The organism is Nocardioides humi (assembly GCF_006494775.1).
Taxonomy (GTDB): domain Bacteria; phylum Actinomycetota; class Actinomycetes; order Propionibacteriales; family Nocardioidaceae; genus Nocardioides; species Nocardioides humi.
On record NZ_CP041146.1, the window covers coordinates 3157335 to 3170481 of the forward strand.

Annotated in this window: 14 protein-coding genes and 1 pseudogene; 10 read left to right on the forward strand and 5 right to left on the reverse strand. The window is 73.2% G+C overall.

The annotated features are described in order from the left end of the window. Positions 1-20 precede the first annotated feature (20 nt). The 3 genes from FIV44_RS15535 to FIV44_RS15545 are packed head-to-tail and all read left to right on the forward strand — an operon-like array spanning position 21 to position 3189. Positions 21-1220 (forward strand): acyl-CoA dehydrogenase family protein, encoded by a 1200-nt coding sequence (locus FIV44_RS15535; protein WP_181410600.1) that lies wholly within the window; start codon positions 21-23, stop codon positions 1218-1220. Then, positions 1217-2053, forward strand: a complete 837-nt coding sequence (locus FIV44_RS15540) for an SDR family oxidoreductase (protein ID WP_219996027.1) — start codon at positions 1217-1219, stop codon at positions 2051-2053. The genes FIV44_RS15535 and FIV44_RS15540 overlap by 4 nt, the downstream gene beginning before the upstream one ends. After that, positions 2050-3189, forward strand: coding sequence for an acyl-CoA dehydrogenase family protein (locus FIV44_RS15545; protein ID WP_181410601.1), 1140 nt, complete (start codon positions 2050-2052; stop codon positions 3187-3189). The genes FIV44_RS15540 and FIV44_RS15545 overlap by 4 nt, the downstream gene beginning before the upstream one ends. Before the next feature lie 20 nt (positions 3190-3209). On the opposite strand, the gene FIV44_RS15550 is transcribed toward FIV44_RS15545, so the two are convergent. Then, positions 3210-3614, reverse strand: a complete 405-nt coding sequence (locus FIV44_RS15550) for a nuclear transport factor 2 family protein (protein ID WP_141005220.1) — start codon at positions 3612-3614, stop codon at positions 3210-3212. An 83-nt stretch (positions 3615-3697) separates the two neighbouring features. Between FIV44_RS15550 and FIV44_RS15555 the strand changes: the two genes are divergently transcribed. Together FIV44_RS15555 and FIV44_RS15560 are read left to right on the forward strand one after the other, a co-directional pair. Then, positions 3698-5230, forward strand: a complete 1533-nt coding sequence (locus tag FIV44_RS15555; RefSeq protein ID WP_141005221.1) for a class I adenylate-forming enzyme family protein — start codon at positions 3698-3700, stop codon at positions 5228-5230. After that, entirely contained in the window at positions 5227-6006 is a 780-nt protein-coding gene (locus tag FIV44_RS15560; RefSeq protein WP_141005222.1) for an SDR family NAD(P)-dependent oxidoreductase, read from the forward strand. The genes FIV44_RS15555 and FIV44_RS15560 overlap by 4 nt, the downstream gene beginning before the upstream one ends. 26 nt (positions 6007-6032) lie before the next feature. Here FIV44_RS15560 and FIV44_RS15565 read toward each other — a convergent pair whose 3' ends face one another. Next, the gene (locus FIV44_RS15565) at positions 6033-6797 is read right to left on the reverse strand and encodes an SDR family NAD(P)-dependent oxidoreductase (RefSeq protein ID WP_141005223.1); all 765 of its coding nucleotides are present in this window, start codon (positions 6795-6797) and stop codon (positions 6033-6035) included. A gap of 77 nt (positions 6798-6874) precedes the next feature. On the opposite strand from FIV44_RS15565, the gene FIV44_RS15570 reads away from it, so the two are divergent. Both FIV44_RS15570 and FIV44_RS15575 read left to right on the forward strand, forming a co-directional pair. Beyond that, positions 6875-7570 (forward strand): LacI family DNA-binding transcriptional regulator, encoded by a 696-nt coding sequence (locus tag FIV44_RS15570; RefSeq protein ID WP_246087036.1) that lies wholly within the window; start codon positions 6875-6877, stop codon positions 7568-7570. Further along, positions 7501-7860 (forward strand): annotated as a pseudogene (locus tag FIV44_RS15575) (substrate-binding domain-containing protein); the annotation flags it as partial. The gene FIV44_RS15570 and the pseudogene FIV44_RS15575, both read left to right, overlap by 70 nt. A gap of 29 nt (positions 7861-7889) precedes the next feature. Here the strand turns inward: FIV44_RS15575 and FIV44_RS15580 are convergent. Genes FIV44_RS15580 through FIV44_RS15590 form a run of 3 tightly spaced genes read right to left on the reverse strand, consistent with a single transcriptional unit; the run spans position 7890 to position 10881 of the window. After that, the gene (locus tag FIV44_RS15580; protein ID WP_141005226.1) at positions 7890-9020 is read right to left on the reverse strand and encodes a thiolase family protein; all 1131 of its coding nucleotides are present in this window, start codon (positions 9018-9020) and stop codon (positions 7890-7892) included. After that, on the reverse strand, positions 9017-9385 hold the full coding sequence (locus tag FIV44_RS15585) for a Zn-ribbon domain-containing OB-fold protein (protein ID WP_141005227.1): 369 nt from the start codon (positions 9383-9385) through the stop codon (positions 9017-9019). The genes FIV44_RS15580 and FIV44_RS15585 overlap by 4 nt, the downstream gene beginning before the upstream one ends. Beyond that, positions 9382-10881, reverse strand: a complete 1500-nt coding sequence (locus FIV44_RS15590) for a class I adenylate-forming enzyme family protein (protein ID WP_141005228.1) — start codon at positions 10879-10881, stop codon at positions 9382-9384. Before FIV44_RS15590 ends, FIV44_RS15585 begins: the two co-directional genes overlap by 4 nt. Before the next feature lie 149 nt (positions 10882-11030). Here FIV44_RS15590 and FIV44_RS15595 point away from each other — a divergent pair, with 149 nt between their 5' ends. From FIV44_RS15595 to FIV44_RS15605, 3 genes are read left to right on the forward strand one after another with little or no spacing between them, the layout of a single operon-like run. Further along, the gene (locus FIV44_RS15595) at positions 11031-11240 is read left to right on the forward strand and encodes a hypothetical protein (RefSeq protein ID WP_141005229.1); all 210 of its coding nucleotides are present in this window, start codon (positions 11031-11033) and stop codon (positions 11238-11240) included. Then, entirely contained in the window at positions 11237-11866 is a 630-nt protein-coding gene (locus FIV44_RS15600) for a hypothetical protein (RefSeq protein ID WP_141005230.1), read from the forward strand. The genes FIV44_RS15595 and FIV44_RS15600 overlap by 4 nt, the downstream gene beginning before the upstream one ends. A 47-nt stretch (positions 11867-11913) precedes the next feature. Beyond that, positions 11914-13146 carry an ABC transporter substrate-binding protein gene (locus FIV44_RS15605; protein WP_181410602.1) on the forward strand — a complete coding sequence of 411 codons (1233 nt, stop codon included), beginning with the start codon at positions 11914-11916 and terminating at the stop codon, positions 13144-13146. Position 13147 lies beyond the last annotated feature (1 nt).

A 13147-nucleotide genomic window follows, 5' to 3' on the forward strand; every position in this document is an offset into this window, starting at 1 on the left:
TCGCCGACCTGCGCACCTTCATGGCCGAGTGCGTCTACCCCGCAGAGCAGGTGTACGACGCCCAGCAGGCCGCCAACGAGAACCCGCACGAGCAGCCCGCCGTCATGCGCGAGCTCCAGGCCGAGGCCCGGCGTCGCGGCCTGTGGAACCTCTTCATGACCCACGGTGAGCACGGGGCCGGACTCACCAACCTCGAGTACGCCCCGATGATGGAGGTGCTGGGCACCTCGATCATCGGGCCGGAGACGGCCAACTGCTCGGCGCCCGACACCGGCAACATGGAGCTCCTCGCCATGTACGGCAGCGAGGAGCAGAAGGCGCAGTGGCTCGAGCCGTTGCTCGCGGGGCGGATCCGGTCGGCGTTCGCGATGACCGAGCCCGCCGTCGCCAGCTCCGACGCCCGCAACATCGCCTCGACCATCACGCGCGACGGCGAGCACTACGTGCTCAACGGACGCAAGTGGTACACCTCCGGCGTCCTCGACCCCGACTGCCGGCTGATCATCTTCATGGGCGTGAGCGATCCCGACGCGGAGACCTACCGCCAGCAGAGCATGATCCTGGTGCCGCGCGACACCCCCGGCATCACCGTCCTGCGCGACCTGCCGATGCTCGGCTACACCGACCGGCTGGGCCACGGCGACGTCCTCTTCGAGGACGTCCGGGTCCCGGTCGCCAACATGCTCAGCGAGCAGGGGTCGGGATTCGCGCTGGCCCAGGGCCGCCTCGGTCCGGGGCGGATGCACTACGGCATGCGCGCCATCGGCTTCGCGGAGCGGGCGCTCTCCTTGATGTGCGCCCGCGCGGAGAGCCGGGTCGCGTTCGGCGGGCCGCTGGCCGATCGCGGCGTCGTGCGGGAGTGGATCGCCCGCAGCCGGATCGAGATCGAGCGGTCGCGGCTGCTGGTGCTCAAGGCGGCCTGGCTCATGGACACCGCGGGCAACGCGGCCGCGCGCAGCGAGGTCGCGGCGATCAAGGTCGACGCGATGGAGACCGCGCACCGCGTCGTGGACCGGGCCATCCAGGTGCACGGCGCCGCCGGGATCAGCGACGACACCGTGCTCTCGCGGCTCTACGCCATCACCCGGGCGCTGCAGATCGCCGACGGACCCAACGAGGTCCACCTGCGCACGATCGGGCGCCTGGAGCTGAGCCGGCGGCGTGAGGCCGACGCGGCGCTGGTCGGAGCGGGCCGTGGTACGAAGGAGGAGCGGGCGTGAGCGAGCAGACGAGCGCGGCGGGCACGTCGCCGTCGTACGGTTCGATGGAGGGCCAGGTGGCGGTCGTCACCGGCGGCTCGCGCGGCATCGGCTACGGCATCGCGGCCCGGTTCCGCGCCGCCGGCGCGGACGTGGTCATCACAGCACGCAAGGAGAACGCGCTGCGCGACGCGGCCGAGCGCCTGACGGCCGAGGTCGCGGGGCCGGGGCGGGTGCTGCCGTTGGTGGCCCACGCCGGCGACTCGGCGGCGGCCGACGCGTGCTTCGCCGAGGTCCGCGCCGAGCTGGGAGCGGTCACGACGCTGGTCAACAACGCAGCCACCAACCCCTACTTCGGGCCGTTGCTGGGCCTCGACGAGGCGCGCGCGCTGAAGACCGTGCAGGTCAACCAGTACGGCCTGGTCACCTGGACCCGCAGTGCGGTGGAGGTCGGCGGGCTGGGCGCACCGGACGCGCCGGTCGGCGCGGTCGTCAACATCGCCTCGATCGGGGGCAGGATCGTCGACCCCGGGATCGGCTGGTACAACGCCACCAAGGCCGCCATGCTGCTGCTCACCCGGCAGCTGGCGTGGGAGCTCGGCCCGCGGATCAGGGTCAACGCGATCGCCCCCGGCGTCGTCGCCACCGAGCTCGCCGCGGAGGTGGTCCGGGCGCGCCGCGAGGTCCTCGAGGCCCAGCTGCCGCTGCGCCGGCTGGGCACGCCGGAGGACATCGGGCACGCGGCGCTGTTCCTGGCGACCGAGCTGTCCGGCTGGATGACGGGTCAGGCCATCGTGCTCGACGGTGGGGCGCTGGCTCTGCCGATCGCGGTGGAGGACGGAGCGACCTCGTGAGTGGCCGGGCGTGGGCACCGCACGTCGACCCGGCCGCCCTCGTCGAGGACGACGACCTGGCCGCGCTGGGCGCGACCCTGCGCGCCGCGCTCGCCGCGTACCCCGGTGGCGAGCGGGTCCGAGAGCGCGCCGACGACCCGGCGATCGACGAGCCGGCCTTCGACGAGCGGGCGTGGCGGATGCTGGCCGACGAGCTGGGCCTGGCCGGCGTGGCCGCGCCCCCCGATGCCGACGGGCTCGGCCTGGGCCTGGCCGGTGCGACCACCTGCCTGGTCGAGACCGGCCGGGCGCTGTCCGGGACGCCCGCGCTCGGTGTCCTCCTCGCCGGCCTGCTGCTGGCGGAGAGCGAGCGGCTGGGCGCCGGGAGCGACGAGCAGTGGGCCGAGTCGCGGTGGACGCTGCCGGCGACCTGCCTCGACCAGTCGCTCGCGATCGAGGACGCCGGTGCGCGGGTGTCCGGGACGCTGCACCACGTCTTCGACCTCGCCGGCGTCGACCGTCTGGTCGTGCGCGCCGGGACCCCGGACGTACCGGTGCTGGCCCTGGTCGCGCTCGACGCCGCCGGTCTGCGGGACCAGCGCCACCGGTCGCTGGACCTGACCCGCGACTACCGGACCCTGCACCTCGACGCCGTCCCGGCGCGGGTCCTGCTGAGGGGCGAGCCGGCCCGCCGCGCGGTCACCCGGCTCCGGACGGCGGCGGTGGCCGCGGTCGCGGCCGACCAGCTCGGTGTCGCGGACCGCGCGCTGGACGCCGTGCGGGAGTACGTCGGCGTCCGCGAGCAGTTCGGCCGACCGATCGGCTCCTTCCAGGCGATCAAGCACCGGGTCGCTGATCTCCTGGTCGCGGTCGAGCGGGCCCGGGCCGCGGTGCGGGCGGCGGCGGTCGCCTGGGACGCCGGGTCCGACGCGCCGGAGGCGGACCTCGCCGCGGCGGTGGCGGGCCTGACCGCGACCGAGGCGGCTCTGCTCGCCACGGAGGAGGCCGTCCAGCTGCACGGCGGCATCGGGTTCACCTGGGAGCACGACGCGCACCTGTGGTACCGCCGCGCGCTCGACGACGAGGCCCTGCAGGGCGGGGTACGCCGCTGCCGCGCGCGCGTGGTCTCAGCGACGCGAGCCGTGGTGCCGGCGTGAGTGGGTCGGCCGGGGGCCGGTCACGACCACACCTGGCGGAAGGTGGCCGGGTCGGCCGGATAGGTGTGCCCCTCGACGAGCAGGCCGTCCTGCCAGCGCAGGTGGTAGATGTGCCCGGTGCGCAGGACGCCGCCCTCGCGCTCGACGCTCGCGACGCCGATCGCGACCACGTCACTGCGCTCTCCGCTCTCGTCGGTGGTGATCACCTCGGGCGCGAAGCGCGCCGTGCCCCCCGAGATCCGGCCGGCCAGGTCGATCCACTCCAGCATGCCCGCCACGCCGCGGTAGCTGCCGCTCAGCGTGGCCTCGCCGTGGATGACGTAGTGCACGTCGGGAGCCACGACGGCCTCGAGCGCCGGGGCGGTCCCCTTGCCGTAGGCGGCCAGCAGGCCGGCGTACGCATCACGGGCGGACGGGCGCGTCATCGGCATCTCTCCCTCGTCGTCGGTCCGGTCTCCCGGGCCGCCATCCTCCCATCCCCCACGCACCCGTGCCCGAAAGGAATCTCATGAACGCCGTCGACTCGCTGCGCATCGACCGGGTCTTCCTGGAGAAGGCGGCCCAGCGACCGGATGCCGTCGCCCTCGTCGTCGACGACCGGTCGTGGACCCGCGCCGACGTACGACGGATGGCCGAGTCCGCCGCGGCCTTCCTGCGTGAGCGCGGCGTGGGCCCCGGCGACCGGGTGCTCGCGCAGTACACGACCGACGCCCGCGATCTCGCCGTCGCCGTCGCCGCCTCCGGGCTGGGCGCGACGCTCATCCCGGTGCCGACCAGCCTCGGCGGCCTGGAGCTCTCGCACATCCTGCGCCTCGCCGAGCCCGTCGTGGCGATCGCGCACGGCGCGGAGCTGCCGCACGGGACGACCGTCCCCGCCGGCGTGGCCGTCGTCGACGTCGCCGATGTCACCGACGTCACCGAGGGGCGGGGGATCGAGGTCCCCTGCCTGCCGGTGCCGACCGACCACACCGCCGTGATCGGCGTGACCTCCGGCAGCACCGGACTGCCCAAGGGGGTGATGCACACCTGGTCCAGCCTCCACTACGCCGCGTCGCACGCCGCCGCCGTCGTGCGGGTCCGCGACGGGGAGGCGATCTGCACGCCCGGTGCCAGCGCGGGGGCGCCGGGCTACGCGTTCTTCACCTATCTGGGCCTCGCGCACGGCGCGACCATCGTCCGGGCCTCGCGCTGGAACGCCGACGCCGTGCTGGACCTGATGGCGAGGCACCGTGTGGTGTGGTCGATGACGGTGGTCTCGATGGTGCGGATGTTCGTCGACGCGGCACGCAAGCGGCCCGAGCCCCCCGACCTGTCGGCGATGCGGGCCATGTGCGTCGGCGGGTCGGCGATCGCCTCCAGCCTCGTGCACGAGGCGAAGGACGTGCTCGGGGTCGATGCGATCCGGATGTTCGGCCTCTCGGAGTGCCTCGGCTTCGCGACGATGAGCCCGGCCGACCCGCTCGAGCTGCGCGCCGAGCTCGACGGCTACCCGTACGCCGGCACCGAGGTGCACGCCTTCGACGACGAGCGCAGGATGCTGCCGCCCGGCGAGGTCGGGGAGGCCGGCGTTCGCGGGCCCTCCCTCATGCAGGGCTACCTCGGCGACACCGACCCCGACAGCCGGATGGCGCCGGGCGGGTACTTCCTGACCGGCGACTGGATCCGGATGACCGACGACGGGCACGTCAAGGTGGTGGGCCGCAAGAAGGACCTGATCATCCGCGGCGGCTACAACATCGACCCGAGCGAGATCGAGAACCTGGTGCGAGCGCGGGCCGACGTCCTCGAGGCGTCGGTGTTCGGCCTGCCCGACGAGCGCCTGGGCGAGATCGTGTGCCTGTGCGTCGTCCCCCAGCCGGGAGCGGCGCCCGGCCTCGACGAGATCGTCGACGACCTGCGCGCCCGCGGCCTGTCGACGCAGAAGCTCCCGCAGGTCTACGCCACCCGGGACGCCTTCCCGCTCTCGCCCGACGGCAAGGTCCTCAAGGAGGTCATCCGGCGCGAGGTGCAGGCGGAGCGGGAGACGGAGGCGGCGCGATGAGCGCGGAGCGGGTCGACCGGCTCGACGGGCGCTGCGCGGTGGTGACCGGCAGCAGCGCGGGGATCGGGCGCGGGATCGCGGAGAGCCTGGTGCGCTCCGGCGCCGACGTCGTCCTCTCCGGACGGACCCCCGAGACCCTGGCCGCCGCCGTCGAGGAGCTCCGTGCCCTCGCCGGTCCGGGCCAGCAGGTCCTCGGCCTGAACGCCGACCTGTCGCAGGAGGAGCAGATCGACGACTTCTTCGATCGGGTGCGCGCCGAGGTGGGGCGCCTCGACATCCTGGTCGCCAATATCGGCGGCGGTCAGGTCAAGCCGTTCTTCGACCTGACCCGCGAGGACTGGACCTCGGTGTTCGACCTGAACCTCCTCGGTCCGTTCCTGGTCTCCCAGCGGGGCGCGCGACTGATGCGTGAGTGCGGCAGCGAGCACGCCAGCATCACGCTCGTCTCGTCCATCCGCGCCCACACCGCCAAGCCCGGCCGGGCGGTCTACGCCTCCACCAAGGCGGCGATGAACCAGCTGATGCGGGTGATGGCCCGCGAGCTCGCGCCGTTCGGGATCCGGGTCAACGCGCTGCTGCCCGGCATCACCGACACGCCGCTGACCCGCCGCAACCCCGAGGCCTTCGCCGAGGCGATCAAGCAGGTCCCGCTCGAGGGGGCCGCCACCCCGGCGGACATGGGACGCGCCGTGGCCTTCCTCGCCAGCGACGCGGCCCGGTTCATCACCGGCCAGGAGCTGGCCGTCGACGGCGGCGAGCTGCTGCACGGCGACTGAGCGGGAGCAGCGAGCGGGGTGATCGCTCACAGGACGGCGGAGATGCCGCCGTCGACCACGACCGATGATCCGTGCAGGAAGCCGCTCGCGCGGTGGTCGGCCAGGAACAGCACGGCCGCGGCCATGTCGTCGGGCCGGCCCACCCGGCGGATCGGGATCCGCTCGGCCGAGGAGGCGACCTTGTCCTCGGTGGCGATGTCGGCGCGGGTCATGGCGGTGTCCACGTAGCCGGGAACCAGGCAGTTGACCCGGACGCCCGCGGGACCCAGCTCGGCGGCGAGGGCGCGGGTCATGGCCGTGACGGCCCCCTTGGAGGCGGCGTACGCCGCGTAGCCGCGCGCGCCGCGCAGTGCGGCCACGCTGGCCACGTTGACGATGGTGCCGTGGCCTCGGGCGACCATGACCCGGGCCGCCTCCCGGCAGCCGAGGAACGTGCCGCGGGCGTTGACGGCGTGGATCCGGTCGAAGTCCTCGCAGCTCAGCTCGGTGATCGGCGCCAGGTGGAGCACGCCGGCGTTGTTGACCATGACGTCCAGGTCGCCGAAGGACCGGGTCGCCTCGACGGCGCTCACCATCGCGGCCTCGTCGGCGACGTCGCAGCGTACGAACAGCGCCTGGTGTCCCTCGGCCTGGAGCTGCTCGGCGGTCGGGACCCCGGACTCGCGGGGCTCCGGGCGCAGATCGGCGACGACGACGCTCGCGCCGGCCCTGCCGAGAGCCAGCGCGATGGCCCGTCCGTTGCCGCTCGAGCCCCCGGTCACCAGTGCCGTTCGGCCGGTCAGATCGGTCATCTCCACTCCTGTGGGTCGTGTGGTGGTGCTGCATAATCCCCGGCAACGATCGAGGAGGATCCGTGAAGCCGGTGACGATGCGCCAGGTGGCCCAGCAGGCGGGCGTCGACGTCAGCGTCGTGTCCCGGCTCCTCAACGAGGATCCGCGGCTGAGCATCTCGCCGGCCACGAGGGACCGCGTGCTGCAGGCGATCACGGACCTCGACTACCGCCCGAACCTCGCGGCACGTGCGCTGCGCACCAACCACGGGGGGATGATCGCCTTCGTCGTCCCGGACTTCACGAGCTCCGTCTACGCCCACGTGATCAGCGGCGCGCACCAGCGCGCGCAGGAGATCGGGTACGCCGTCGTGGTGGACGCGCTCGACCCCGATCTCGCGCGAACGGCCCGGCGCTACCGCGCGCGCGGCATCGACGGCGCCCTGCTCGCGGGTGCCACGCTGCCGGATCGCGACGTGGTCTCCCTGGAGGACCTCAGCATCCCGATGGTGCTGCTGAACCGTCGCGTGCCGGGCCTCACCCGCACCGCGTGCGTCGACTACGCCGCGGCCTCGCGACTCGCGATCGACCACCTCGCCGACCTCGGGCACCGTGACGTCATGGTGTTGTCCAGCCCGCGCAACGCCGACTTCACCGAGCGGCTCAAGGCCTTCCGGTCTCGTGCCCGGTCGCGACGCGTGACGACCAGCACCGCCACCGCCGGGGGATCTCGGCGCAGGCCGGCTACGACACCGGCCGCCGGATCCTGGGAGGCGACGGGCTCGGCGAGGTGACCGCGGTCTTCTGCCCGACGCTGATGCTCGCGGTCGGCTTCCTGGCGGCGGCGCACGCCACGGGGGTGCGGGTTCCCGACGAGCTCTCGGTGATCGCGATGCACGATGCCGAGATCGCGAGCTTCACCACTCCGGCGCTGACGACCGTCGCCCTGCCGATGGCGGAGCTCGGCGCGCTCGCGATCGACCACCTGCGGGCCCTGGTCGACCAGCGGCACCCGGGGCCGACGGTGGTCGACGTCGCGCCCCGGCTCGAGGTCCGCGGCTCGACGGCGCCGCCGCGCACCTGAGGCCCGTTCCACGCCAGCACTCACCGCGGTCACTGCTGGGCCTCGAGCACCATCACGACGGCGGTATTGCCGTCCAGGCCGCTCGCTCCGCCACCCATCGTCTCCACCAGCCCGATCCGCGGCGCGGCGACCTGTCGCTCCCCGGACCGCCCGGTCAGCTGCTCATAGACCTCCGCGATCTGGGCGACGCCCGTCGCGCCGAGGGCGTGCCCACGGGAGAGCAGACCCCCGGACGTGTTCACGGGCCAGCGTCCGCCGGGGCCGAGCTCGCCGTCGGCCAGCAGCCGCGGCGCGGTTCCGGGCGCGCACAGTCCGAGGGCCTCCACCGTCAGCACCTCGCCGATCGTGAACGCGTCGTGGACCTCGAGCACATCCACCTCCGGCGCCGATCGTCGGCTCGCGGCGAACGCCTCCTCGGCGGCTCGGGTCACCGACGCCATGCCCCAGGGCAGGTCGTCGACCCCGGGCCATGCCAAGCCGCTGGACCAGCCCGTGCCGGTGACGAGGACGTCGTCGGCTCGGCGTGACAGGCCGATCACGGCGGCCGCGGCACCGTCGCCGACCGGGCAGCACTGGTCGAGGGTCAGCGGCTCGGCGATCGGACGGCTGCCGAGCACCTGCTCGAGCGTGACGGGGGTGCGCTTCTGGGCGGCGGGGTTCAGCGCACCCTGCGCGCGGTTCTTGACCGCGACCCGGGCGATGTCGGCGACGTCGAGCCCGTGGACCGAGAGATAGCGGTGTGCCTGCAGCGCGTACAGGCCCGGCAGGGGCAGCCCCAGCGAGCCCTCGGGGTCGGTGCGCTCCGGCACGATCGGGCCGTCGAACAGCTCCGACATCATCTCCACGCCCAGGGCGAGCACGGTGCGGTGCCGGCCGGCGACCACGTCGCGGACCGCCTGGTGCGCCGCCAGCGTCCCGCTCGCGCATGCCGCCTCCAGGCGCAGGCTGGGGACACCGGTGATCCCCGCGTCGCGCAGCACGCGGGGCACGACGCCCGAGGGGCCGAACACGTTGCCGACGTACACCGCCTCGATCTCGCCGGGCTCGACACCGGCCGCGGTGATCGCGTCCAGGATCGCCCGGGACGTCAGGGCGTAGAGCCCGCCGGACGCCTGTCGTACGAACGGGCTGGTGGCCGCGCCCAGCACCGCCGCCCTCATCGCCGGCCCCGGTGGGCGAGGGCCCAGTCCGCCGCGACCGTGGCCGCGCCGAGCGTCACCGGCGTGCCGACGGGCCAGACGACGGCCTCCGCCTGCGACACCAGCACCCTGGGCCCGTCGTCCAGGTCGACGTAGGCCAGCGCCCGGGGTACGGCGCGGCCCGCGGAGTCGAGGTGAACGACCGTCGAGGCCCAGACGACGCCTCGGGGCGCGAAGTCGGCGAACTCGACGACAGCACCGCACCAGGGGCAGCGGTGGGTCGCGGGCGCCGTCGCCCGGCCGCAGGACAGGCACCGGCCTCCGGCCACGCCGGTGGCCGTGAGGGACGGCTGGTACTCGGTCGGATCGATCTCCCGGCGCGTCATCCGCGGGCCTCCGCGAGCGCCGCGCGCAGCGCCTTCTTGTCCAGCTTCCCGTACGCCGTGAGGGGGAGCTCCGCGCGCAGCTCGACGCTCTTGGGCACCTTGTACGCCGCGAGCTGCTCCCGGCAGTGGGCGAGGAGCTCCTCGATGCTCACCTCGCCGGCGACGACGACGGCATGGACGGACTCGCCCCAGTCGGGATGCGGCACGCCCACGACCGCCGCCTGGAGCACCGCCGGGTGCCGGGTCAGCGCCTGCTCGACCTCGACCGAGTAGACGTTCATCCCTCCGCTGATGATCATGTCGTTGCGACGGTCGACGACGTAGAGGAAGTGCTCCTCGTCCATGCGGCCGATGTCGCCGGTCAGCAGCCACGATCCGGCGAACCGCGAGCGGTGGCCCTCCAGGTCGCGCCAGTAGCCGGTCATGACGTACGGCGAGCGGAGGGCGATCTCGCCCTCCGTGCCGGGAGGGACGACGGACCCGTCGCCGTCGAGCACGGCCACGTCGCACAGGATCGACGCCCGGCCGCAGGACGTGAGGAGGTGTGGCTCCCGCAGTGCCCGCACGTGGTCCTCCTTGCGCAGCACCGTCGCGTAGTTCGGGTTCTCGGTCTGGGCGTAGAGCTGCTGCAGCACTGGACCGAAGGTGTCCAGGGCGCGAGCCAGCTGCTCCGGCGCGATCGGCGCGGCGCCGTACTGGAGGGTGCGCAGCGACGTGGGCGCCACGCCGCTCTCGTCGCTGGCGTCGAGCAGGCGGTAGATCATCGTGGGGACGGCGAAGGTCCACGTCGTCGCGTCCTCCCGCATCAGCCGCAGCGCCCGCCGCGCGTCGAAGCCGGGCTCGATGCGCGCGTGGGCGCCGCGGAGCAGGGCCGCCAGCGTGAACAGGCCGGCGGCGTGGGCGAGCGGTGTGGTGAGGAGGAGTCGTTCGTCGCGACGGATGTCGCCTTCGAGCAGGTGCGCGAGCAGGTTGGAGAGGGTGCCCTCCTGCGAGTGCACGACGCCCTTCGGCGCGCCGGTCGTGCCGCCGGTGAAGTAGATGACGGCGGCGTCGCCGGGCTCGGCCACCGCACCGTCGGGCAGCTCCGAGGCTCGGCCGGGGCGGACGTCGTACTCCGCGCGCAGTACGGGCGTCCGCCCCTGGCCGGCGAGCAGGTCGACGAGGTCGTCGGTGACTACCACGGCAGCCGGCTCGGTGCGGTCGAGCACCTGGCGCACGTCGCCGGCCGAGGACATCGGGTTGAGCGGCACCTTGACCGCTCCGATGCTCATCACCGCGAGGTCGTAGACCGGGAACGCCAGGCCGCTGGACTGCAGCAGGACGACTCGGGAGCCACCGCGGACGCCCGTCGCGACGAGGCGTGCGCGGGCGTCGGCGACGGCCGACGCCAGCTCCGCATAGGTCAGCTCCTCGGCTCCGTACGCCAGTGCCGGCCGCTCCGCGTTGGTGGTGAGGGAGCGGTGGAAGGCCTCCCAGAGCGTGACAGGCAGATTCATCGTTCGTCTCCTCGCGCCGTGGCTGAACCCCCCGATTGTCGGACCGCGTGTCGCCTTTAGTCAATCGATTGACTAAAGGCGCGGAAGGGCCTAGTGTCCTGCGTCACAGCCTGGATTCGTCTGGTACCCGACACGCCTCGGAGGCGCCCGTGAACACCCGCGTAGTAGACCCGCAGACCAGTGCCTGGGAGGAGGCATCGACCCACCGCACGCCCGGGATCGACATCAAGCAGCTCCTCCAGCGCGACGGCGAGGGTCGCAGCTTCGAGTTCAACGTCGTGCGCTTCGGGGGGAGGACTTCTGGAGCCCGCGCCACCGCCACAACTTCGACCAGATCCGGATCGGCCTCGAGGGCGTGACCCACTACGGCCCCCACAAGAAGCTGCCCGCCCGGACCGTCGGCTACTACCCGGAGGGCACCTACTACGGGCCGCTCAGCGTGGACGGCGGACCGTCGGTCCAGGCGATCCTCCAGTTCGACGGCGCCGGCCGCGGCGGCTATGTCAACTACGTGCACCTCGACAAGGCGACCGAGCAGCTCAAGGAGCGGGGCGAGTTCCGCAAGGGCTACTTCCATCCCTCCGACGGAGGCAAGGCGGTGGACGGCTACCAGGCGTCCTGGGAGCTGGCCACCGGGCGGAGCATGGTGTACCCCGAGCCGCGCTACGACGAGGCCGTCTACATGCACCTCGACGCCTTCGCCTGGGTGGGAGCACCCGAGGGCGTCCGGTCGAAGCACCTCGGCTCCTTCGGTGAGCGCGGCTTGCGCATCGAGAGCCTCCTGGTCCCCGGCGGCGCGACCTTCGACCTCGGCACCACCGGGCGCACCACCGTCGCCCTCGTGGTCGACGGCGAGATCTCGGCCGACGGCGCAACCGCCGGCAAGTACGGCGCGCTGCTCGCCGACGACGGATCCCTGACCTGCGCCGGCGTGGCCGGCGCCTCGGAGCTCGTCGTCATCACCCTGCCTCAGTTCGAGGACTGAACCACCGCTGCCGTCCGGGGGCAGCAGCCCACCAAAGAGGAGTCACCGTGAAGCACATCGTCCGCAGGGCCGCCATCGGCGCCTGCGCCCTCTCCCTGGCCTCCGGCCTCACCGCCTGCGCCGACAGCTCCGACGAAGCCGGCGGAGACGACGACGTCATCACCATCGCCGTCGTGGCCGACCGCACCGGCGGCCTCGCCTTCTTCGGCGAGCGCGCCCAGCAGGGCTGGGACCTGGCACTCGAGGCGATCGACGCCGAGATCGCCGGCCACAAGGTGGAGTACGTCGAGGTCCAGTGCGACACGCCGGCGAACTGCGGCGCCGACACCACGCGAGTGATCAACGAGAAGGGCGTCGACATCGTGATGGGCACGCCCGGCAGCGCGCTCGCGCTCGCGATCGCCGAGGCCGCCGCCCGCGCCGAGGTGCCGTACTTCGAGACCGCCTCGCTCGTCAACACGCTGCTGCCCGACGGCGAGGCCGAGTACATCTTCCGCGGCGCGATGGACGAGACGCAGCTCAACGCCGGCGTCCGGCCCGCGCTCGAGGCCTGGTACGACGCGCTCGGGGAGGACGTCGCCGGCAAGACCGCGGTCGTCGTCAACGAGAGCAGCGCGGCCAACCACAACGCCGCCGAGCTGCAGAAGTCGATCCTCGACGAGATGGGGGTCGAGGTGCTCGACCAGTTCGAGTACGAGGTCGACTCCACCGACTTCGCGCCGCTGGCGGCGCGGGTCAAGCAGGCCGACGCCGACATCGTGCTGGAGACCAGCTACGTCGCCGACATGATCGCGCTCAACACCGAGCTCTCCCGGGTCAAGCTCGACCCCGAGGTGCACGTGATCGTCGGGGCGCCCTCGCCCACCGAGCAGGCCGAGGCCCTCGGCGCGGACTACCTCGAGGGCGTCGTCCACGTGACCTTCCCCTCGCTCGACGTCAACGAGGAGGGCGCTCAGGGCATCGACGAGTTCCTCTCCGCCTACCGGGAGGAGTTCGGCGAGGACCCGGACTCGTCGTACGCGCTCACCTACTACTCGAGCGCCCGGATCCTGTTCGCGGTGCTCGAGCTGGCCGACGGCGCCACCGACGCCGAGAGCTTCCGCGAGGCGATCGCGCAGATCGACGAGCCGACGGGCAGCTTCGCCAACGGGTGGGGCGCGAAGTTCGACGAGCGCGGGCAGAACCAGAACGCCGCACCGGACACCGTGCAGTGGCAGGGTGGCCAGGTGTGCACGGTCCTTCCCGCCGAGGCGGCGGCCTGCGAGCTCGAGGTCGGCTGAG